The organism is Acidobacteriota bacterium, from assembly GCA_028875575.1.
Classification (GTDB): Bacteria; Acidobacteriota; Terriglobia; order Versatilivoradales; family Versatilivoraceae; genus Versatilivorator.
Window position 1 is genome coordinate 94,360 of the sequence record JAPPDF010000094.1, and the last position, 21,661, is coordinate 116,020.

Consider the following 21,661-nt stretch of genomic DNA (forward strand, 5'->3'; position numbering starts at 1 on the left):
GCGGCGCGACCAGCCCGTTTCGGCTTCAGGCGGGATTCAGGAAGTCGTGGACCACCTCACCGTATCCCTCGGTGTAGTCCTGCTCCAGGTAGAAGGCGCCGTAGTACTCCCGCGGCGTGAAGTCGGCCAGGTTGTAAATAGGCGAGGGGTCGCACTGGACCACCCCGTCCCCGGCCCGGCAGATGTGCACGTCGACGTCGGAGGTCACATTGGCGCCGTCGATCAGCTGGAGCACGTCGGCGCCGCGACCGTCCACCCGGGGAATCGCCTTGAGCCGCCAGGAGGGAGTCAGGTTGGGCAATTCCTCTACCCGGGCCTCCCGGTGGAAGGTGGAACGGATGGCCAGCACCGAGGCCCCCGCCAGGCGGGTATCGGTGTAGGCCACCCGTTCATCCATGCCGCACTCGAACTCCGCAAACACCTTGGGAGTGCCGTAGATCTCGCGTCCCGCCGGGATGCTGGACCGGGAGTTCAGAAAGGCCACCGGGGCAAAATACCCGGTTTCTCCCCTGAAGGTGCACTTGACCGTCAGCACGCTCTCGTCGAAGGCCCCGTAGCTGGAAGCCCAGGGGATGGAGATGCCGATGGCCACGCAGTAGCCGTCCTCGGCCGGCTCCAGGCAAGAGGGGAGCACCCGGTCCACGGCGGCAGGGTCCGCCCGGAAGAAGACGAACTGAAAGCGCGCGTTGCGATAGCGCACCGGCGGAGGGGGATAGTAGGGAGAAAAGGCCGGCATGCTGGTGATTTGATCCATGGGAATGGTCATGGCTGGCTCCTGCGAAAGGAAGTCGCTTCTGGGCGTGATTGCAGCGGCTGGATCTTATCCCATCCCCCGGAACCGGCGCAAACCCGGGCGAGGCGGTGCTTCGGCCCCGTTGGCAGGAAAAAAAGAGTTATCCACGAAGTCACACTAAGGACCACGAAGACACACTAAGGGGTTGGAGAAGCCTCAATAGGGATCCGCCAAGGGTCGGAAAAGCCAGAGTGCGTAGGGGACGTTGCTGAATTACTGGAAAAACTTGGGAACCCGGCACGTAAATTCCAGTAATTCAGCAACGTCCCCTACGCTTCCTGTCCCCTACGCTTCGAATGCCAGGGGCAAAATGGAAGTCCTCGTCTATAGTGTATTTCCCTGGACAAGATGACGCCGCAGAGGTTTGCGGGGTCTGGGATAGCGAGGATAATTTCACCAGCGGATGAGATTCAAAGCGATCCTACAACGCAGATGTCCGCGATGTTTGCGTGGGCAGGTCTTCGCCTCGCTTTTTCGTATGAGGCAGAACTGCGGTGTCTGCGACCTGAGATTCGACCGTCAGAAACAGGGATTCTTTGTGGGTGCGATGTACTTCGCCTACGGACTGGGGGTACTGTTGGTCGCTCCTCCTGCTATCTATCTTTCGTGGCAGGGATTCTCGACAGGGGTTTTGGTGCTTGTGGTCACGGGAGAACTGATTCTTTTTTCTCCCTGGATCTTTCAGTACTCTCGAATCATGTTCCTGCACCTGGTCCATCTGTTAGACCCCAGGTAACCCGGGTGCGCTACTCAAGCCTTCCTACCAAGCTAGTCACGTCTCAGCGCCGAGCCAAGTAGGAGTTTATTGAAAATCTGGCACGTCGTTCCGACACCGCGGGTCGCATCTCCGCTCGCTGCCCCCAGTCCCGATGGAAATGGAAGGGACGCAGAAGCCGGGCCGACTGGCGAAGGCTCATGCGGTGGGGAGGGACGACAGGGCGCCAAGCAGCAGCGCGGGAGTGTAGGGGACGGAGGGGAGTGTAGGGGACGTTGTTAAATTGCTGGAATCTAGGTGCCGTCGATCCAGTTTATTCCAGTAATTCAACAAAGTCCCCTATTCCCCGTCCCGGCGTCCGCCCTCCCACCCGAAGGTTTCCCGCACGCGGCCGCCTGGGTTAGAATGCGGCCGGCAGGAACGGCGCCAGGCGCTGGACCATTCCGCTGGAAGAGGCACTCATGACATCCATTACCGACGTAAAGGCCAGGGAGATTCTGGACTCGCGGGGGAACCCGACGGTCGAGGCCACGGTGGTTCTGGAAGGCGGAGCTACCGGTACCGCGGCCGTCCCCTCGGGGGCCTCCACCGGTGAGCACGAAGCCGTCGAGCTCAGAGACGGGGACCCCCAGCGCTATCTCGGCAAAGGCGTTCAGCAGGCGGTGGCCAACGTCAATCAAAGCATCGCCGGCGCGCTTCAGGGACTGGATGCCTGCCGGCAAGTCGAAGTCGACCGCCAGATGATTGAGTTGGACGGGACGCCCAACAAGGCAGACCTGGGCGCCAACGCCCTGCTGTCGGTGTCGCTGGCCGTGGCCCGGGCCGCCGCCCAGGCCTGCGGCGAACCCCTTTACCGCTACCTGGGAGGTGTCAACGCCCGGCTGCTTCCCGTGCCCATGATGAACATCCTCAACGGCGGATCCCATGCCGACAACAACGTCGACTTCCAGGAGTTCATGGTCATGCCCGTGGGAGCCTCCCGGTTCAGCGACAGCCTGCGCATGGGCGTCGAGGTCTTCCACCACCTGAAGCGGGTGCTTACGAAGCGAGGATACGCCACGGCCGTCGGCGATGAGGGCGGCTTCGCCCCCAACCTCAAGAGCAACGAGGAGGCCATTGAAGTCATCCTGGAGGCTGCCGCCCAGGCCGGCTTCAGCCCGGGGGAGGAACTGCTGATTGCGCTGGATCCGGCCTCCAGCGAGTTCTACGAAGAGGGACGCTACTGCTTCAGGAAGTCGGACGGGTCCGAGAAGAGCGCCGAGCAGATGGTGGAATTCTGGGAGAACTGGGTGCGCCAGTATCCCATCGCCTCCATCGAGGACGGCCTGGCCGAAGACGACTGGGAAGGATGGGCCCTGCTCACCCGCAGGTTGGGAGCCAAGGTGCAGCTGGTCGGGGACGATCTCTTCGTCACCAACACCCGGCGCCTGGAGCAAGGCATCCGGAGCCGGGTCGCCAACTCCATCCTGGTCAAGGTCAACCAGATCGGGACCCTGACCGAGACCATCGAAGCCGTCGAGCTGGCCAAGACCCACCACTACTCGGCCGTCATCTCCCACCGATCAGGAGAGACCGAGGACACCTTCATCGCCGACCTGGCGGTGGGGTTGAACACCGGCCAGATCAAGACGGGCTCCGCCAGTCGCACCGACCGCATCGCCAAGTACAACCAGCTCCTGAGGATCGAGGAGGACCTGGGGGCGGAAGCCCTTTTCCGGGGGAAGTCCTTCAGACAGGGTTGACGGCGTTTCGGCCCGGCTCCAACGCACCGGCGATAGACGCCAAACCTCAATCCGGCTTCACCGACCGTCGTCCGATCACTCCTGCTTCCTGCAGCCGGTCCAGCTCCGTCTCGCTGAAACCCCAATCCTTCAGGGCCTCCCGGGTGTGCTCGCCGGGTTCGGCCGGAGAACGCCGGATGCGACTGGGTGTGCGGCTGAAGCGCGGCGCGGGGGCCGGCTGCGGCACACCCTCCACCTCCACGAAGGTTTGCCTCTCCCGGTTGTGGGGATGCCGAGGGGCCTCGCCCATGTCGAGAACCGGGGCAAAGCAGACGTCGCTTCCCTCCAGAAGCTGCCGCCACTCTTCCCGGGTCCGGGTGCGAAAGATCTCGGCCAGGCGCTCGCACATTCGCGGCCACTTCGATCGGTCCTCCAACTGGTGCAGACCCTCCTCCGCGGCTCCGATCTGTTGCAGCAACCGGGCCCAGAACTTGGGCTCCACCGGACCGATGGCGATGTACTTTCCGTCCCTGGTCTCGTAAGCCCGGTAGTTGGGGGCGCCCCCGTCCAGGGTGTTCTCGGCTCGGCCGTCGGTCCACTGCCCGGCCGCCCGCAGCCCGTAAACGTAGGTCATCTGGGATGCCGCTCCATCCACCATGGCCGCGTCGATCACCTGCCCCTTCCCCGATGTTTGCGCTTCCAGCATCCCGGCCACCAGACCCAGGGCCAGGTAGACCCCGCCGCCGCCGAAATCCCCCACCAGGTTGAGGGGCGGCACGGGCGGTCCGTCCCGCTCTCCGATGCCGTGCAGCGCCCCGGTCAAGGCGATGTAGTTGATGTCGTGGCCGGCGGCCTGAGCCAGGGGCCCGTCCTGCCCCCACCCGGTCACCCGTCCGTAGACCAGCCTGGGATTGCGGGCCAAACAGTCGTCGGGCCCAAGCCCCAAACGCTCCATCACCCTGGGCCGGAAACCCTCGATCAGCCCGTGGCTGCCGGCGATGAGCTTGAGCGCGGACTCCCTTCCCTTCCGATGCTTCAGATCGATGGCCACCGATCGCCTGCCCCGGCACAGCAGGTTGTAGCGATGCTCCATGGGTATCCCCAGGTGGGACTCCTCCACCCGGTCGACGCGCAGCACCTCGGCTCCCATGTCCGACAGCAGCATGGCCGCCATGGGCGCCGGTCCGATACCGGCGAACTCAACGATCCTGTAGCCCGACAAGACTCCCATGTGACTGTCCTCGCCTTTCTCCTGTGCCGGAGTGTCCCGGCTCAACCTACCTGGGCAGAGGCCGCCAGCGGATGGCCTGCATGCGGGCCGGGAGATCCTTCCCTTTCCGCTCCCCCACGATGGACAGGATCATGCCCGGTTTTCCATCGGCCAACTCGGGCGGTAAAACGCAACTGGCGGAGTACCCGGGCTTGGTCACATGGTCGTTGATGTACCACATGCCCTTCAGCGTCTGTCCTTCCCTCGGGAAGCTGCGCCGCCTGCTTTCCTCGAAGGTGAACACCCCTTCGTCGGCGTTCTTCAGGGCGGTCAACACTTCCTTCCAGTTGGGAGCCGCCACCGTGTTCAGGTAGTACAGTTCCTCTTCCCAGGTGTAGCCGCCGTCCCGGCTGACTTTGGCCCGCTCGCCCCCGTGCAGAGCCGGCAGGCGGTGGACGTACATGAGGACGATTCGGCCGTCGGGAAGCTGGACAGCCGACCCGTGCATCTCGTCCAGCAGGTGGGTCACCGCCCGGGGGTTCTTCCAGGTGATGCCGCCGTCGTCGGAGTCGGCCATCAACAGGTTCTTTTCGTAGGAGCTCAAGCGGTTGCGGTGGTGATCGTAGTAGCTGGTGGCCCACTGCCAGAGCCGCCAGGGGGACTCGTTTCGGTAAAACTTCTCCCACTCTCCCGGGGCCCGGGAGGGATTGTGGCGGGCCACCGCCAGCAGTCTCCCGGAATCGAGCTGAATGAGAGCGGGTTCCCCTCCCGGAACAATGGGATAGCCCTCTGACCAGGTGCGGCCGCCGTCCTCTGACCGATAGGCATAGACCGTATGGGGGGCTCCCGGGCGGGGATGGCCGATGGGCCAGACCAGAGTCCCGTCCTTCATTTGAGTCACCGGACCCGCCTGAGGCCCGGTCACCGGGATGAATCCCAATGCCGTCCAGGTGCTCCCCTCATCCTGGGAGCGGTACATTCTCAGCCCGCCCGGCTCATGGGTGGCGTTGAGAAAGGTGCCGTCGGGAAGCACCGACAGCAGCGTCTTGCTGGCGTGGATGATTTTCCAACTGCGCCCCCCGTCCCGGGTGACGGCCACCACCCCCGCCTTGAGCCCGGCATAGATGGCCCCCTGCCGCGTGACCGTCAGGTTGGCTTGAGGATCGGCAAAGAAGTCCTCCTTGTCCCCCCAGGGAATCCAGACCCGCTCCGCCGCAAGCTGGTGGACTCGCCCCCGCCGGGAATAGGTCACGGCCTGAAGATCGCGGTGCATGACCGGATGGACCACGAACAGGTAGTCCTCCAGCCCGATTGGCGCTCCCGAGCGGGAGCGGACTCGCGCGCGAAACTCTCCCACCCGCTCGAAGGGATAGCTCAGCTTCCGCTCCCCATACCCGGCCGGCACCGGCGCCTGCAGGCGCTTTTCCAGCACGCCCTTCCCTTCCAGGGTCTCGACATTCAGCCTCACTCCCCCGCTCCAGGGGGACCCGCTGCTGTTGTAGCTGGCCAGAACCAGTTCCAGCGGCTCGTCCACCAGGTGAAGCATGGGCGGCTGGCGGCGTCCCGCCAACACCGCTTCCACCGGATAACGCGTCCGGAACTCGGAAGCCCGCGGTCCCTCTTCGAGCTGAACGGCGTCCACCCAGGCCCTGCCGGGACCCTGGCCGCCAACCACCAGGTCGGCCACCCCATTTGAGACCAGGTGCTCTACCACGAAGGTAAACCGGTAGCGTTTCCAGTCCCCGGATACCCCCATGACTTCACTATGGGCGTCGGGGCCCGAAAAGGACAGGTATTGACCTTCGGAAGCCGCCGGGTCGGGCTGTCTCCAATCCAGCGGTCGGGTCCACAGGCACAGCCTCACCCAGGCGGCTGGAACCTCGCTCCGCACATAAGCCGAGAGGGTGTAGACCTGGCCGCCCCGAACCGGGACCACGGGAGAGGTCAGGTGTCCCAGGAACGCGTCTCCGGCCGGATCCAGAGTGACCTGGGCGGCGTGGTCGCCCTCCACCGCCTCGACTGCCACTCTTCGGGGTGGCCAATTCCCCGGCTGCTGGTGGCTGGCGGCCAGGTTGATGGTGAGGGGGTTGAGGATGTCTCCCCAGTTGCCGGGCTGGCGGGGCTCTTCGCCCAAGGGGAGCTCAAAGCTGGCGTTGGGCAGCAGATTCACGGCCTGAACGGACCCCCGCGCTGAATCGGGGGCGCCATCCGGGCTCGTGACGCGGCAGGCCGCCAAAGCGGCCAGAAGGCCAGTGAGTCCCACCATTGCAATCATCGGCCGAATCAAGTGCATTCCGGATCTCCTCGCTCCGCCCGCTCCACGGGCAAATTCCAGCTTGGTATGTAAACCATGTTTGCGGTTTGTCGTGTAAACCATGAATGGATTGCACAGAAGCCGAGCCGAATGGCGAAGGCTGATGCGGTGGGGGGGCGACGCTGCGCCGTCAAGCCGCAGCCCGCACCGGCCGACATTCACTTTCGAGGCGCGGTGTTTGCCCCCCACCGGCTCGACTACGGGCTTCGCCCTGGCCTCGCCGACTCCCCCTCAAGGGGGGAGTGATTCTTGAGCGGTGAACAGAGTTCCATGCCCGGTTCTTTGGCTAGCGATAGTCCACCTGCAGTTCCAGCTTCTCGACGAACAGGGGGGCGTCGGCTTGAGGCGACCGGCCGGTCACGCGTATTCCCACCAGGTTGGTGCCCACGGCGAACTGATTCGGATCCAAGCCTGAAAACACCAGCCAGCCGTCCTCCACAACCGGTTCCTCCAGTAGCAGGTTGTTGATCCTCACTTCGATCCGTTTCCCCATGTCATCCAGCGGTGAGCTGTTATAGAGGTGGTTGATACGCTTGAACAGGGCGATCAAGGCTCTGGGCATCCGGTTCGGCCCCGGCGGATCCGGTTTTACCGAGGTTCTCATCCTCTCGACGTGGGTCCCGGCCGCGGCGTCGTGGAGAATGAGTCGCAAACTGATGTCCTGGATGTTTCGAGCTTCCCGCCCCAGAGGATCGGCTACCGAAAGCTTCAAGAGGGTGTCGGCCTTCCCCTGGTTGTCCAGCGGGGCCGGCAGTTGGGCCAACATGTTGGTATTGAGAAAGAAGCGAGGGGTCTCCCATCCGACCGTCCCGGGGGCGCCGCTCCCTCCCCCGCCGCGGCGCTGCACCACGAAGGTCTTGTCCTTGCGGCGGAGCATCTCCGGATCGCCGATCTCCCGGTAGAGGCGGCGGTGCACCGGGGCCATCCTGTAATCGTGCAGCAGCGCGCCGATGCGGTCCGCGTCCTCCTTCATGGCATAGGTCCAGTTGAAGCAGTAGATCCCGTCCACTCCCTGTTGCCACCAGTTGGCGAACACCCCGCGCAACACCTCGATGGGAGGCCAGTCGTAGCCGTCGGAGGTATGGTGTTCGTCCGAGCCCCCCAGCAGCTTGATGGGGGTTCCGGCCGTAATCCGGCGATAGGCCGCCACGTCGCCCTCGAAGGATCGGCAGCCCAGCGCAATGATGTCGAGCAACTGCCGGCTGGTCCAGGTCTCGATATCGATGCCGTCGATGCGGCAGCCTTCGATGCTGGCCGGCAGCCGGGCAGCCAGCAAGATGGGGCGGCCCCTCCGTTCGGCCGCCTCCAGGGTCAGAGCTCGGACCTTGCTCATGAAGTCCGTGAGATGGTGCCGGTATTTCCACTGTTGGCCCAGGGGAAGCGTGATCGGACCTCGGGCAAAGTCGATCTCGATGCCATCGAAATCGTAGTTCTCGACCACCTCGCGAAGAATGCTCAACTTGTAGTCGCGGATCTCCTGGTTGCGAAAGTCCCAGAAAATCTTGCGGTCCGGGGCCCAGGGCCCGGCCAGCAGCCACTCCGGGTGGCGTTGCTTCATCGGAATCTGCCGGGTCACCACCAGGTCGTTGTCCGAGCCGTTGACCCGGTAGGAGTAGAAGGCCTCCAGACCCCGCTCCCTGGTCGCCTCCAGGAATATCCGCATGATGTCGACGCCCTCCTCCACCCACTTGCGGTAGCCCTCCTGGTCGTAGAGGGGCATCACCTCGCTGGGATAGGGGGACTGGTGGCCTTCGCCCCAGTTCCACCAGATGCTGTCGATCTGGCTCTCCGGATCGTCGGCAAAGGTGAAGCTCAGCTTCACCAGGTCGCTGGGAGGGATGTCGGCGAATTTGAGGTCACCGTGGATGGCGTCGAAATTGACCACCACCCGCCGCTGCCGCTCGATCTGGGCCAGGTGTTGCGGGGAGAGGACAAAACGTTCGCCGTCCTCAGCCGGGGTCTCGTCGGCCGGCTGGCAAGCCGCCGCACAAAAAAAAGCCGCCATTACCACCGCGGCCAGGATACCTCGTGGTCTCACTCCGGTATGGGTGTCCATGGGAAGGGCTCCAGGGGGTGGCCGCGTGGCCGGCCGAAAATGGTCGGAAACGGCCCCGAGGCTAAAGGAAATCGATCGGCCGGCCCAAAGTGGTTCGGCAGAGTCACTCGGCCGATGAGGGAGAATCGCCCAGCCGCTTGAATCCGTGCTTCTTCAGGAACTCGCGGGTGGCGACATGAATCCTGAGGAGCTCGGCCCGGCTGAACCGACCGTGCTTCCCTCCGGGAATGGTTACCAGTTGGTTGGGGACTCCGGATTCATCCAATGCCCGGTGCAGGCGAACGGCATGGTCGTAGGGAACCACCCTGTCGGCATCCCCGTGGATGGTCAGCACCGGCGGCAGTCCCGGCCGGACGTAGCTCAGAGGCGAAACCCGCCTGGCGATCTCATGGCGGTCGCTCTGGCTGCCCAACCAGGTTACGGCGTAGGACTGCATGTTCTCGCCTTCCAGCAGGTCATCGACATCGGTGATCCCGAACCAGTTCACGATGGCGGCCACCTTGAGCTCGTCCCTGCCCAGACAGCGCCGGTCCAGACTCGAGGAAGCCGGCAGCATCCCGGTGATCAGGGAAAGATGGCCGCCCGCCGACCTTCCGGTGAGCACGATCCAGTCGGTGTCGAAGTTGTATTTCTCGGCGTTCCGGATGACCCAGCGCAAGGCACAGCGGGTGTCCTCCACGGCACCTGGTGCCAGCGAGACCCTGGCCAGCCGGTATCCCACGTTGACCACGGCCCAGCCCATCTCCAGATAGGGCAGGAAATGGAGCGGGCGGACACTCTTGTTGCCGGCGACCCAGCCCCCGCCATGAATGTAGACCACCGTGGGCGTCGGCGACGTCGCCCGCCACGGCCGGTAGACATCCAGCTTGGACTCCCAGTTGTCGGCCACCAGGTAGGTGATGTCGGTCCTGACGATGTAGCGACTGAACAGGGTGGCCGCCCAGCCTTCCGTTGGCGAAACTTTCTCCCCGCCCCAAGCCTGTGGAACAAGCGTCAACAGAACCACCAGCGCCAGAACGCTTCTCAATCGATTGGAATCCAACATCCATTACCTCCCCTCGGGGCTACGTTTGAAATCCTTACCGCCGCATACCGGTGAAGAATCGCATCTGAGCCTTTTGCAAAATTCGGCAGCGGGACGCTTACCGGAAATGGCCACAAAAGGCACAAAAACATAAATTGTGACTTGTGTGCCTTTTGTGGTTGGACAGCATTTTTCACCGGGTCGCACCCGAAATTGAAAATGGCAGAACCTCAGGTATGCCGGCCAGATAACCTGCCTCGTTGGGAATTTTGCAAAAAGCTCATCTTTCCCTTGGTCTTCCTTCGTCTCCCTTCGTTGTCCTTCGCGTCCCTTGGTGGATATCTCTTTTCCTTCCCCGCCCCTCGTGATCAGGCGGACAGGTTCCAGACACGGGCCGCATTCAGTCCCAGGATCTTCTCCACATCGTCCGGACTCAAAAAAGTCATCTCCTCCCGGACCAGGGCCAGCTCCTTGGCCAGTGTAGGCCGCTCGTAGGCGGCTCGAGAGGCGCCCGGGTACCCCGTCCCCCACAGCAACTGGTCAGCTCCGAACTCCTCGTAGACCCTTCGCACCCAGGAGAAGGCTTCCCGGAACGGATAGCCGGCTCCGGAAACCGAGGTGAGCTCGGAGACCTTGACCCAGACGTTGGGGTACTTGGACAAGGCCAGCAGTTTCTTGAACTCCGGGGTGGGATCCTCCACGGTCAGATCGATCTGGGAGAGATGATCGATGCAGACCTTCACCTCCGGATGGCGGCTCACCATCTCTTCCAGCTTGGGGAGCTGCCGGGTGGAAATATAGAAGTTGAAGACCGCATCCAGTTGGGCGGCCCGCTTCCAGAGCTTGTCGGTATCGGGATGGTTGAGCCACCCATCGCCCCCCTTGTCGCCGTCGAGGTAGTAGATCGGGCTGAAACGCATTCCCGAAAAGCCATGCTCCTTGACCCAATACTCGAGCCGGTCGGCCACCTTGGGGTCGGTGGGGTCGATGAGGCCATGGGCCCGAACGCGGTCGGGGTGGGCCTTGAGGCTGTCGGCCACATAGGAATTGTCCCATCCGTGGTAGATCACCTGAACCAGGATGCTGTGCGTCACGCCGTTGCGGTCCATGTCCTCGATGAGCATCTCGGTGGTGCCTTCGGCGGGAATGTCGGCGTATTTGAAGTCGGGAATGTAGGGGTGCGGAAAGGGATAACGGACGGGATCGTTGGCCCAGACGTGCATGTGGGTGTCGACCACCGGCAGCCGCACGGGAGCCGGCGGCTCCTTTTCGGGACGGCACCCCGGAGCCAAGGTCGCACCGGCCAAACCCAGCGCCACCGCGCAACGGCCGGTGGATTCCAGGAACTCGCGTCTGTTGACGGGCTGCTTCAGGTCGTTGCTCTTCATTTCCCTTCCCTGACCGGACCCGGTCTGTTTCACCCCGGCTACTGAACCCCTCCGGCCGTCCCGGCCGCCGCCACCTGGCGCCGCGGAAGATAGTCGACCCGCACCTCGACTTTCTCCAGCGTCATGGCCGGATCGTCCGCCTTGCGCCCCTTCACCAGAATGCCGACCAGGTTTTCGCCCACTGCAAACAGATCGGGATCGGGGCTGAAGACCACCCAACCCTCCTCCACCCTGCCGTCGTTCACAAGCACCCCGTTCACCCGCACTTCCAGGCGAGTTTCGATCCCCGCCCTGGGAGGAGAAGTTTGCAACTGCGGGATGGTCCAGAAAGGATTGATGGGCGCCTTGCCGATGGTTTGTTCCGCAGACAGCTTCTTGGTCCCGGGGTCCGACAGCAGCAGCGCCAGGGTCAGATCCCCGATCTGGGCGACATGGTCGGAGAGGCGGTCTCCGACCCGCAGTTTCAACAGGGTGTCCACCCTTCCGGAATTGCTCAGAGTCGCCGGCAACTGGGCCAGCATGTTGGTGTTTTGGTAAGCAAAGCGGGGTGTCTTCCACTCGTGAACGTTGGGTCCCCCGGAGCCGCCCCCGCCCCTGCGCTGGACCACGAAGGTCTTGTCCAGGAATCGCAGGGTTTCGGGGCTGCCCAGTTCCTTGTAAGCCTGCTGGTAGATCTGGATTCGATCGGAGTCGTCGAAATAGGCCTGATGGACGAACATCCCCGTCTTTTTCCTGACTTCCGGAGAGGCGGTGCCCCAATTGAAGGCCTGCAGGCTGTCGATGCCCTGCTGCCACCAGTTGGCCGCCACTCCCCGCATGACCTCGATGGGAGGCCAGGAGTAGCCGTCGGAACAGTGATGGTCGTCCAGGGTGGCGTAAATCTTGATCGGCTTGTCCCCGACCAGGTGGCGGAAACGTTCGATCTCGAGCTCGAGGGACCGCACTCCCAGGACCAGGATGTCCACCAGGTTGTCTCGAACCCAGGTCTCCACGTCCAGGCCGTCGAAATGGCAGCCGACCAGCGTGTCGGGGATCCGGGCCGCCAGCAGGAAGGGGCGGCCGCGCCGCTCCTCCACCTTGAGGGTGATGGCCCTCAGGTCGCGCAGGAACTGGCTGATCGCCCGTCGGTTGGCCCACATCCGACCGGCAGGCAGATTGCTGGGTCCGCGGGCGAAGTCCACCTCCAGGCCGTCGAAATCGTAATCCTCGACCAATTCCCGCAATACGCTCAACTTGCGGGCTCGCGCCTCCGGGACGGCGAAATTCCACTTGGCGTTGCCCCATTCATCCTTCACCACCCAGTCGGGGTGAGCCTCGGCGAATTCCTTGCCGAACTCGGTGTGGCTGGTGCCGTCGCTGATCCGGTAGGAGTAGAAGCACTCGATCCCGCGCTTCTTGGTTTCCTCCAGGTAGACCTTGGCGATATTGATCCCCTCATCGGCCCATCGATAGATGGTCTCGACGTTGCCGCCCATGTAGGGGCCCTTGGCCAGGGGGCTGTCCCTGGCGGTCATGGGCCGGGCCTTCATGGGGAACAACTGGTCCAGGCACCACCACTGTCCGTCGATCTGGCTGCCGGGCTCATCGGTGAACCCCAGCTCGTAGGTCATCAGATTCTCGATGCTGACCTGGCGCTGGATGGCCGCCAGCAGGCCGTCGGCCGGATGGTTGACCACGATTCTCCGCTTGGCCTTGACCGCGGCAATGTGTTCGGGAGACAGCTTGAATTTCCCATCCGCCGCCTCGTGGCTCTCTACAGGAACCAGAACCAGGCCGGCAAGCAGCCCGGCGGCGGTCAATGCACCCAGGGCTCGGCGGCCCTTGGCCGACCGGCGGCACCGGTCTTCGGCAGCATCAGTCCGTTTCTTGATCATGGCAATGAGCCTCCAATTCAGCGACAAGTCGCAGATGACTCTCCCCTGATCGGGGATCTGTCCCAACCCACCTCGCGCTCATACAGGGTCGTACGCATCAACGATCCAGGCGGCCGCGGCCGGGCGGTCAAGGACCGCAGGTTGGCCCACCCAACGTCGGCCCGATGCCCTACTTCCGTCGCGAGTCCCGGTACAACTGAATATACTCCTCGACCGAGGTCGCGGCGACGGTTTCTCCGATCACCTCCAGGGGCAGGTCCTCCAGCTTTTTGAAGCGCACGCAGGACTTGCCCATATCCAGTTTTTTGCCGCTGGCCCTGAACTTCTCTTCAAACCTTGCCCTGGAACCCTGGTGGCTGTAAACGCACATCAGGTAGAGCCCCATATGGTGCTTCTGCGAAGCCAGACCGGCAAACATCAGGGGCTGCTTGTTGTAGGTATCGGGACAGCGCGCCAGCGGAACCTCGTAGCAGATCATGCCCCAGTTCATGGTCTCGACGTAGCCCGGGGGCAGATGGTCCAGAATCACCTGTCGCACGACCCCCAGTGCCTCCGCACGCTCCTCGGGAAGCTCCTGCAGGTACTCTTCAACCGTGGCGGCGCTGCTTCTTGCCATGCTCGCACCCTATCGAAAAACACCCCCGTGCAGGGAGCGCACCACGCCGGCAATCAGGCCAGCTTCCTCCAGGCCTCCCAGACCAGCAAGCCCCAACCCACCAGGAAACAGAGACCTCCCAAAGGGGTTATGGCTCCCAGGCCTCGAATTCCGGTGAGGCTCAGCGCGTAGAGACTTCCGGAAAATAGAACGATGCCAGCCAACCAGAGGCCGCCGGTCCACTGAAAAAGGGCGCCGCCCCACCGGTCCATGGCCAGAGCCAGCGCCACCAGGCCCAGGCCGTGATACACCTGGTAGCGGGCTCCGACTTCAAAAATCTCGAGCAGGTCGGCGGAAAGCCGCTGTTTGAGCACATGGGCGCCAAAAGCGCCGGCAGCCACCGCCAGACCCACCATCAGGCAGCCCATCCCGAACCAGAATCGTGGCATTGCAGAACCTCCTTCAAAATGCTCGTCGCCTGACGGAAACCTCTTTTCGAGCACCCGCCGCCCCGGGAGTCTCCGGAGCCATTTCCCACCTCTGGAACCCCTACTTCGGCGGGACCATTTTCAGCTATTCTCCACCCCCTCCGCCGGAAGGAAGGAGCCGCCGCAACTCCGAGAGAGGAAGTTTCTCCAGCCAGCTCTTGGAGCGGCGCTTCAGGTAGACCCGGATGCCGTCCCCGGCAGGTTCCATCCAGAACGCTTCCCAGCGCTCGGCTCCCAGTTCATTGAGCCGTGCCTGGCGGGATTGGGCGTCTTCCCGCGGCAGGTCCACGATCCTGTACTCCCAGTCGCCGATCCGGTGCAGATCCTGCCTGGCCCACTCCAGGGCGTCCTTGGGAACCTTCTGCCCCGACTCCCGGGCTTGCTGGTAGAGTTCCCGGACTCGCTCCTTGAGGACTGCCACCCGGTCACCGGGAGAGGCCGGGAGATCCGGGTCCGAGGCACAGCCGGCCAGGAGCGCCGCCAGCAACAGGTGCGGAAACACGGATTTGCTCATGGGCCCTCTATTGTCTCCAACCCGACCCAAAAGTCCAACCCTGATCCTCCGGGATTTGCTTGCTCAGGACAACTGAAGGAGTATCCATGAGGGACCGGAAAGAGAAATCCTCGCAGGGGAACGACGAACCACGAATGGACACCAATGAACAACAATAATCCGACTGGTGAGTTGAGGCGTTTGCAAAATTCGGCAGCGGGACGTTTACCGCGAATGGCCACAAAGGTCACAAAAACACAAATCATGACTTTTGTGCCTTTTGTGGTTAGACAGCATTTTTTGCCGAGCCCCACCCGACGTGTCCATTCGTGGTTCATCGTCCCTTACGGCGCCCCTCGGCGCTGATCCGAAAGCGATGGAAAGAGACCGGCGGCTGTACTAAGATCACGGCATGGCTTTCCGCGTATTCGGTCTTTGGCTGCTTCTGGGACAGCTTGCTTCCGCGGCGGTGGTCGGCGTGGAAGTGCAGGGCCGCTCGGAGGTCCTGCACGGCCGCAGCTTCGGTGCGGCCGGCACCTACGAGAAGATCCACGGAAGGGTTTTCTTCGAAGTCGACCCCCGGCTGGAACAGAACCGGATCATCTGCGACATCGACCTGGCGCCTCGCAATCGGCGAGGCAAGGTCGAGTTCTCCTCCGACTTCTATCTCATCCGACCCACCCATCCCGGCAAGGGAAACGGGACCGTCCTCTACGAGGTCTGCAATCGAGGCCGCAAGGGGATGCTGGGCATGTTCAGCCGGGCGACTTCCTCCCGGGAACTGACCACCCCGACCGAATTCGGAGACGCGCTGCCGCTGGACCACGGCTTCAGCCTGGCCTGGCTGGGCTGGCAGTTCGACGTGCCCCGAGTTTCCAACCGTCTGAGGCTGTACGCACCGGTGGCCCGGCAGGGCTCTGCCCCCATTCGGGGACTGGTACGGGCCGAGTTCGTTACCGAAACCAGGGTTCTGAGCTTTCCCCTGGCCGACCGGAACATGGAGCCCGCCTATCCCGCCGTCGATCTCGATGACCCCGACCTGAAGCTGACCGTCAGAGACCTCACCGACGGACCCAGACAGATCGTGCCACGCGATCAGTGGCGCCTGGCTCGGGAGGAAAATGGAAAACTGGTCCCCAGCAACGGTCACGTCTTCATGGCCGCGGGATTCGAACCGGGTCGAATCTACGAGCTGGTCTATGCGGCCGAGAATCCGACACTGGTGGGACTGGGCCCGGCGGCCACCCGCGACTTCATCGCATTCCTGAAGTACGGCGGAGCTTTCCAGGAGGACGGTTCGGAGCGGGGTTTGGGAACCAGCGTGCGGAGAGCCATCGGCTTCGGGACGTCTCAGAGCGGGCGCTTCCTTCGAACCTTTCTCTACTACGGTTTCAACCAGGACGAGAGTCGGCGCCCTGTCTTCGACGGCGTCATCTCCCACGTGGCCGGCGCCAGCCGCGGCAGCTTCAACCACCGCTTCGCCCAGCCCTCCCGGGACGCCCACTCCTTCATGAACACCTTTTATCCCACGGTCATCTACCCTTTTGCCGACCTTCCGTTGCCGGACCGTGAAAGAGGCCTCAACGAAGGGGTGCTTGACCGCAGCCGGCGGCAGCAGTCGACGCCGAAGATCTTCTACACCAACGCCTCTTACGAATACTACGGGAGGGCCGCTTCCCTGATTCACACCAGCCTCGACGGCGCCCGGGACGTACCGCTGGCGCCCAACACCCGGGTCTATGTCTTCTCCGGCACCCAGCACGGCCCCGCCTCCTTCCCGCCCCAAAGCAGGAGCACCGCCAACCTGCCCAATCCCAACGATTTTCGCTGGCCCATGCGGGCGCTGCTGCTGGCCCTGCAGGACTGGTTGGCCGAGGACAGGCAACCGCCTCCCTCACAGTATCCCCGCATTTCCAAGGGAGAGATGGTGCCCCTGGACCGGATGAGCTTCCCAAGGATTCCCGGTGTCCGGCTTCCCGTAAGGATGATGCAGCCCTACCGCCTCGATTACGGTCCCGATTTCCGAACCAGGGGGATTGTGACCCTGCAGCCGCCCCGGGTGGGAGGGGCCTTCAGGCCTTTGGTTCTTCAGGTGGACCGGGACGGCAACGAGCTTGCCGGCATCCGGCTTCCCGTCATCCAGGTGCCCCTGGCCACCTATACCGGCTGGAATCTCCGGCATCCCGACATCGGCTCACCGGACGAGCTCTACAGCATGGTGGGATCCTTTATCCCCTTCCCCGGGACCCGCCGGGAACGCCTGCAGGCGGGAGACCCCCGTCTCTCCATCGCCGAGCGCTATTCGAGCCGCGATTCCTATCTGCGGCGGATTCGAACCGAGGCCGGGCGCCTGGCGAGGCAGCGCTATATCATCGGCAGCGACATCCCCCATCTCACCCGGCAAGCGTCCGAGCTTTGGGACTATTTGAGGAGTGGGCGCTAACGGGCATGTGTCAATTCTCAGAGGTTCATTCAGGGACCTTGGACCGGCCGGACCAGCAATAACACCATCGATGAAGGGAGACACTCCAATCGCTTTCGACGCCAACAAGTTCGAGCTCATTCACCAGGTGGGCGGCATCCGGACAGCCACCTTCGACTGGCCCGATGCCGGAGGCGCCCCGGGGTGCCGGGTGGCGATGGTGAATACGGGTTCAGACCTGCGCTTCACGGTGGCGCTGGACCGCGGCGGCGACATTGTGGAGGCGCTTTACGGGAGCCACAGCCTGGCCTACCTGACTCCCAACGGCTACCGCCCGCCGCGGCAGCCGCTCCACCGCGACGAGGACTGGCTGGCCGCCTGGCCCGGGGGGCTCCTGACCTCCTGCGGGCCCCGCTACATCGGACCCGGGCGCGAGGAAGACGGCCTCGAGCTGGCCCTGCACGGTCAACACACCAATACCCCGGCGGCGCTGCTCGAATTGAAGAACCCAAATCCCGGCCGCGGCGACCTGGACATGCGTTTGGGGCTGGTGATCCGCGACACCCAGATGTATGGGCCGGTGGTTGAAGTCCGCAGACAGATCGCCTGCCGGCTGGGTGAGCCCGTGATCCGGCTGCGGGACGAAGTGGCCAACCTTGGAAACTCGACCGTGGCCCACAACTGGCTGTACCACGTCAACCTGGGGTATCCCCTGCTGGACACAGGGTCTCAACTGGTTTACGGCGGCCGGGTCAACGGAGGCTGGCAGATGAACGCCGACATGTCCATGGCCGACCTCTCCCGATCGGACAGCGACCTCCCAGGCTACCTGACCGTGCCCGAACCGCTCCCGGAGCACGCCGCCTGCGGTTCGCGGGGCCTGATCCTGGATATCGCCGGCGATGCCGAGGGTCTCGCCCACTGTGCAGTGGTCAACCGGGGACTCGACCTGGCCGTGGAGCTTTGTTACCCGGTTCGACAACTGCCCCGGCTGGCCAACTGGCAGCATTACGCTCCCGGCGGTTCCTACGTCTCCGCGCTGGAGCCCTTCAGAGGCTCCCTCTGGGGCAAGGACCAGGACAACCATCCCCTGGCCGCCCAGTGGCTGGAACCGGGTCAGACTCGACTCTACGAGGTTGAAATCCGCGCGCACTCCGGCCCGACCGCAATCGACGGTCTTCTGGATGGGAGACCACCGCTGAGTTGGGACCTGTAACCGGGTTCCCGGGACTACGGCGCCATGAAATTCCAGGGTTTATTCCTAGTCTCCGTGCTGGCGGTCGCGGCCGGTACCGCGGCTGCGGCCCCTAACTGGGTCCGGATCGAATCGCAGCATTTCGAGCTGTTCACCAATGCCGGAGAGAGAAGCGGGCGCCGAACCATTCTCTTTTTCGAGCAGGTCAGAGAATTTTTCCTCAGGACCGGCAACGTGGGCAGCGTACCTTCTTCACCCGTCCGCATTGTCCGATTCCGTTCCCCCAAGGAGTTTGAACCCTACCGGCCCTTCAAAGCAGCATCCGCCTTCTATATGTCCAGCCCCAAGCGGGACCTGATTGTGATGGGCACACCGAACCGCCAGACCAAGAGTGCAGCGGTTCACGAGTACGTCCACCTGCTGGTGAAACACTCCGGAGCGGAACTGCCCGTCTGGTTGAACGAGGGGCTGGCCGAGCTCTATTCCACGCTTGAACCTCGAGGAAAGCAGGTGGCGTTCGGCAAGGCCGCTCGCGTGCTTGGGGACAGGCAGTGGCTGTCGATCCGGGAATTGATTACGGTGGATTACAACTCTACTCATTTCGATGAGAGCGACCGCACCAAGGTCTTCTACGCTCAGAGCTGGGCGCTCACCCACATGCTCTGCCTTTCGAATCAATACCGGGAACGGTTTCCGGACTTTCTCAAGGGAGTCGACGGCGACACGGGCGAAGAGGCTTTTCGATGGGTTTACGGAAAGACTCTCGATCAGGTCGAGAGCGACTTCAAGCGCTATGTGGTCCGGAAGCGCCTCCCGACAGTGGACTATGAGATTCGCTTGAACAAGTCTGCCGAAAAGCCGAATGTCCAGCCGGCATCTGCCACCGAAGTCAGCCTGGTCCAAGCCGGCCTGCTGGTTGGGCTGAACAGGCGGGAACAGGCCCTGAAAATCTACCGCGACCTGGCCCGGCAGGATCCCGCGGACTGGCGGGTTCCTGAAGCTCTCGGCTATCTGGCCAGCTATTCGGGGGATGGGGAGTCGGCTCGGCGGCATTTCGCCAGAGCCGTCGAACTGGAGGCAGCCAATCCCCGGCTCTACTACGACTTCGCGCGGCTGCTGCAGGAGGCCGATGCCGAACCCGAAGTCATCAAGCCGGTCTTACGCAAGGCGATCGCTCTGGAGCCGGACTTCGATAATGCACACCGTTTGTTGGGCTCCATTCTGCTGATGGAGGGGAAAGCCGGAATGGCCCTGGCCCAGTTGATCCGGGTCAAGCAGATCAGCCGCGAGGAAGCCGTTCACCACTACCAGACAGTGGCCCAGCTCTACCACCGGTTGGGCAGGCTTGAAGCCGCACGCCAGGCGGCAGTCCTCTGCCGCAAGTACGCGCGATCCTCCGACGAGGTGGATTTAGCGGAAGAATTGATGGAATGGCTCGGCGCCGGGAGTGAAGTTGCCCCGGAGGAAGCGCCGCCGTTAGCGGCTGCCGCTGGAACTCCGGAGGCGACAGCCTTCGGCCCGTCCCTGGAGGAATCCGACCGGCCGTTGAACGCCCCGGCCGCTGCATCCGGCCCCCAAATGGCCCCACCCCGGGTGGAAGTGCAGGGATCGTTCTCCAGGCTGGACTGCCTGGGGGAACGGGCTCGCTTGCATCTTCAGATTGAGGGAGGGGATCTGCCGCTGGCGATTCTGGATGCGGCCTCGGTGAGAGTCTCAGGTCCGGAGGGCGGCCTGGTCGAACTGAAGTGCGGCGAACAGAAACCCCGGCCGGTGACGGTTGAATATCAGCCCTTCGAAGATCTCGATTTCGGCACGGAGGGCATCGTCAAGGTCATTCAGTTCCGGTAGGGATTCGTCGTGAGTGTTAACATGATCCCCCGGCGACAATTCGGATGGGGAGCGAAAGGACGGCGCCAATGAAGATAAATGGGAGAGAAATGAACGTTGAAAGGCGGAAATTTCTGCGGCGAACGCTTCAGGCAGCTGCCGCAACCCAGCTCGGCTGGGCCGCGGCCTGCGTAGGGCCGCAGACCGGTGGTGCAGGGGGCGGGGTCTCATCCGAAGGAGACGGGAAACAGGGGTTCCGGTCCACCGAGTGGCTGGGGGGCGTCACCCTTTCTCCCCAGCAGATGCGGGCCATGCAGGCCGGACCCTACATTCTCCATGCTCGCGGCGGCGCCTTGAACCGGGTTCCGGCCGAAAAAGCCCTATTGCCGCATGACCCCTGGGGCCACGTGCAGACGGTGGAACTGGCCATGGCTCCCGACGGAACCATCTACGTCAACCAGAATACCCTGATGTGCCGGTCCCGGGATGGCGGGCGCAACTGGGAGGTCACCCCGCGTCCGGAAAACATGGTCGGCACCTTTCAAATTCTGAGCGACGGGACCTTCGTTGCCGTCAAAGACGCGGGAGAAAAGGACCCCTCCGGCATCCTGGTGTGGGGCTCGGCCGACCAGGGCCGGACCTGGAGTCAACTCTCCGAGATCGGAAACCCGGCCAAGTGCGAGCGCCGCATCCCGGGAACGCTGGCTCGGCTTCCCGATGACACCCTGGTCGTGCCCGTCGAGTCGCGGGCCCACATGATCGACCCGGCCTATGTCCATAGCTCCAGCGACGGGGGGCGCACCTGGAGCGGACCGACAGGATTCAACACCGAGACCGGCTTTCTGGGGGGCCACTGCTACGAGACCATGATCGCGCCCATGGCCTCGGGAAAGCTCATCGCCGTCATCCGCTATCACGGAGCCGTGGTGCCGCAGTGGCCACTGGTCGATCCGGCCAGGCGCGCCTATTACAAGACGGTCTTTCTGGCCGACTCCGACGACGGCGGCAAGACCTGGCACCGCTTCCGGCAGCTGACCAACTATCACGGTCAGTGCCATGGCTACGGAGTCGGCCTCTCCGACGGAACCTTCATGGTGGCCTACGATCACCGCTATCCGCGCGACCTGTCCACTGGACGGGCCATGATCAGCCGCGACGAGGGGGAAACCTGGGAGGACGAGGTCTATTATCTCTATTACGGGGACGGCGTCAGCGGTTTCAGCCAGAGCCTGGCTCTGGACGACGGCTCGATTCTCACGGTCGGTGGGATCAGCCACGAACTGGAAGGCAGACGGAGCTGGGCAGGGGCCACCGGCAAGTCCGAGCTGTGGGCCATTCGCTGGAAACCGGTCCCGGCTTGAGGGTGGGCGTGTGGGTCTTGGAAGGAGCTACTATATCGCCGCCTACGCGGCTGCCGGCGGTGGGAACTAAAGCGCTCAAATGGCGCCGCTGCCAATGCCGCTGAACGTCACTCTCGGAACGCCGCGCTTGCCCCCCACCGGTTCGACTGCGGGCGGAGCCCTTGTCTCACCGACTCCCCCTCAAG

General features: G+C 63.5%; 15 protein-coding genes. 5 read left to right on the top strand and 10 right to left on the bottom strand.

What is annotated here, in order from left to right; all coding sequences use genetic code 11:
• Positions 1–25: 25 nt before the first annotated feature.
• Positions 26–766, bottom strand: coding sequence for an acetoacetate decarboxylase family protein (locus OXI69_15675; protein MDE2667580.1), 741 nt, complete (start codon positions 764–766; stop codon positions 26–28).
• Between the two features lie 1,203 nt (positions 767–1,969).
• On the opposite strand from OXI69_15675, the gene eno reads away from it, so the two are divergent.
• A complete protein-coding gene (eno, locus tag OXI69_15680) occupies positions 1,970–3,250 on the top strand; it encodes a phosphopyruvate hydratase (protein MDE2667581.1) in 1,281 nt (426 codons plus the stop codon).
• 46 nt (positions 3,251–3,296) lie between these two features.
• Here eno and OXI69_15685 read toward each other — a convergent pair whose 3' ends face one another.
• From OXI69_15685 to OXI69_15725, 9 genes are all read right to left on the bottom strand, one after another.
• Positions 3,297–4,460 carry a CaiB/BaiF CoA-transferase family protein gene (locus OXI69_15685; GenBank protein ID MDE2667582.1) on the bottom strand — a complete coding sequence of 388 codons (1,164 nt, stop codon included), beginning with the start codon at positions 4,458–4,460 and terminating at the stop codon, positions 3,297–3,299.
• A 46-nt stretch (positions 4,461–4,506) separates the two neighbouring features.
• Entirely contained in the window at positions 4,507–6,732 is a 2,226-nt protein-coding gene (locus OXI69_15690; protein MDE2667583.1) for a sialidase family protein, read from the bottom strand.
• A gap of 307 nt (positions 6,733–7,039) precedes the next feature.
• The gene (locus OXI69_15695; protein ID MDE2667584.1) at positions 7,040–8,809 is read right to left on the bottom strand and encodes a family 10 glycosylhydrolase; all 1,770 of its coding nucleotides are present in this window, start codon (positions 8,807–8,809) and stop codon (positions 7,040–7,042) included.
• 103 nt (positions 8,810–8,912) lie between these two features.
• The gene (locus tag OXI69_15700) at positions 8,913–9,854 is read right to left on the bottom strand and encodes an alpha/beta hydrolase (protein MDE2667585.1); all 942 of its coding nucleotides are present in this window, start codon (positions 9,852–9,854) and stop codon (positions 8,913–8,915) included.
• Between the two features lie 347 nt (positions 9,855–10,201).
• Entirely contained in the window at positions 10,202–11,221 is a 1,020-nt protein-coding gene (locus OXI69_15705) for an amidohydrolase family protein (GenBank protein ID MDE2667586.1), read from the bottom strand.
• 38 nt (positions 11,222–11,259) lie between these two features.
• Complete coding sequence (locus OXI69_15710) at positions 11,260–13,095, bottom strand: hypothetical protein (protein MDE2667587.1); 1,836 nt, start codon at positions 13,093–13,095, stop codon at positions 11,260–11,262.
• A 169-nt stretch (positions 13,096–13,264) separates the two neighbouring features.
• Positions 13,265–13,711, bottom strand: coding sequence for a DUF1801 domain-containing protein (locus tag OXI69_15715; GenBank protein ID MDE2667588.1), 447 nt, complete (start codon positions 13,709–13,711; stop codon positions 13,265–13,267).
• Positions 13,712–13,764: 53 nt separating this feature from the next.
• Positions 13,765–14,139, bottom strand: coding sequence for a DUF423 domain-containing protein (locus tag OXI69_15720; GenBank protein ID MDE2667589.1), 375 nt, complete (start codon positions 14,137–14,139; stop codon positions 13,765–13,767).
• 124 nt (positions 14,140–14,263) lie between these two features.
• Positions 14,264–14,692 (bottom strand): hypothetical protein, encoded by a 429-nt coding sequence (locus tag OXI69_15725; protein ID MDE2667590.1) that lies wholly within the window; start codon positions 14,690–14,692, stop codon positions 14,264–14,266.
• Between the two features lie 391 nt (positions 14,693–15,083).
• Between OXI69_15725 and OXI69_15730 the strand changes: the two genes are divergently transcribed.
• The 4 genes from OXI69_15730 (at position 15,084) to OXI69_15745 (ending at position 21,476) form a co-directional block, all read left to right on the top strand.
• The gene (locus tag OXI69_15730) at positions 15,084–17,114 is read left to right on the top strand and encodes an alpha/beta hydrolase domain-containing protein (protein MDE2667591.1); all 2,031 of its coding nucleotides are present in this window, start codon (positions 15,084–15,086) and stop codon (positions 17,112–17,114) included.
• 70 nt (positions 17,115–17,184) lie between these two features.
• A complete protein-coding gene (locus OXI69_15735) occupies positions 17,185–18,309 on the top strand; it encodes a DUF4432 family protein (protein MDE2667592.1) in 1,125 nt (374 codons plus the stop codon).
• A 24-nt stretch (positions 18,310–18,333) separates the two neighbouring features.
• Positions 18,334–20,136: a hypothetical protein gene (locus tag OXI69_15740; GenBank protein MDE2667593.1), complete on the top strand. Its 1,803-nt coding sequence runs from the start codon at positions 18,334–18,336 to the stop codon at positions 20,134–20,136.
• An 89-nt stretch (positions 20,137–20,225) separates the two neighbouring features.
• Positions 20,226–21,476, top strand: a complete 1,251-nt coding sequence (locus OXI69_15745) for a sialidase family protein (protein ID MDE2667594.1) — start codon at positions 20,226–20,228, stop codon at positions 21,474–21,476.
• Positions 21,477–21,661: the final 185 nt, after the last annotated feature.

Bases quoted from the DNA above. Each gene is read 5' to 3' on its own strand.
- OXI69_15675 (MDE2667580.1), bottom strand. From the start codon at position 766: ATGACCATTCCCATGGATCAAATCACCAGCATGCCGGCCTTTTCTCCC.
- OXI69_15710 (MDE2667587.1), bottom strand. From the start codon at position 13,095: ATGATCAAGAAACGGACTGATGCTGCCGAAGACCGGTGCCGCCGGTCG.
- OXI69_15715 (MDE2667588.1), bottom strand. From the start codon at position 13,711: ATGGCAAGAAGCAGCGCCGCCACGGTTGAAGAGTACCTGCAGGAGCTT.
- OXI69_15735 (MDE2667592.1), top strand. From the start codon at position 17,185: ATGAAGGGAGACACTCCAATCGCTTTCGACGCCAACAAGTTCGAGCTC.
- OXI69_15705 (MDE2667586.1), bottom strand. From the start codon at position 11,221: ATGAAGAGCAACGACCTGAAGCAGCCCGTCAACAGACGCGAGTTCCTG.
- OXI69_15685 (MDE2667582.1), bottom strand. From the start codon at position 4,460: ATGGGAGTCTTGTCGGGCTACAGGATCGTTGAGTTCGCCGGTATCGGA.
- OXI69_15690 (MDE2667583.1), bottom strand. From the start codon at position 6,732: ATGCACTTGATTCGGCCGATGATTGCAATGGTGGGACTCACTGGCCTT.
- OXI69_15730 (MDE2667591.1), top strand. From the start codon at position 15,084: ATGGCTTTCCGCGTATTCGGTCTTTGGCTGCTTCTGGGACAGCTTGCT.
- OXI69_15720 (MDE2667589.1), bottom strand. From the start codon at position 14,139: ATGCCACGATTCTGGTTCGGGATGGGCTGCCTGATGGTGGGTCTGGCG.
- OXI69_15695 (MDE2667584.1), bottom strand. From the start codon at position 8,809: ATGGACACCCATACCGGAGTGAGACCACGAGGTATCCTGGCCGCGGTG.
- OXI69_15745 (MDE2667594.1), top strand. From the start codon at position 20,226: ATGAACGTTGAAAGGCGGAAATTTCTGCGGCGAACGCTTCAGGCAGCT.
- OXI69_15700 (MDE2667585.1), bottom strand. From the start codon at position 9,854: ATGTTGGATTCCAATCGATTGAGAAGCGTTCTGGCGCTGGTGGTTCTG.
- OXI69_15740 (MDE2667593.1), top strand. From the start codon at position 18,334: ATGAAATTCCAGGGTTTATTCCTAGTCTCCGTGCTGGCGGTCGCGGCC.
- eno (MDE2667581.1), top strand. From the start codon at position 1,970: ATGACATCCATTACCGACGTAAAGGCCAGGGAGATTCTGGACTCGCGG.
- OXI69_15725 (MDE2667590.1), bottom strand. From the start codon at position 14,692: ATGAGCAAATCCGTGTTTCCGCACCTGTTGCTGGCGGCGCTCCTGGCC.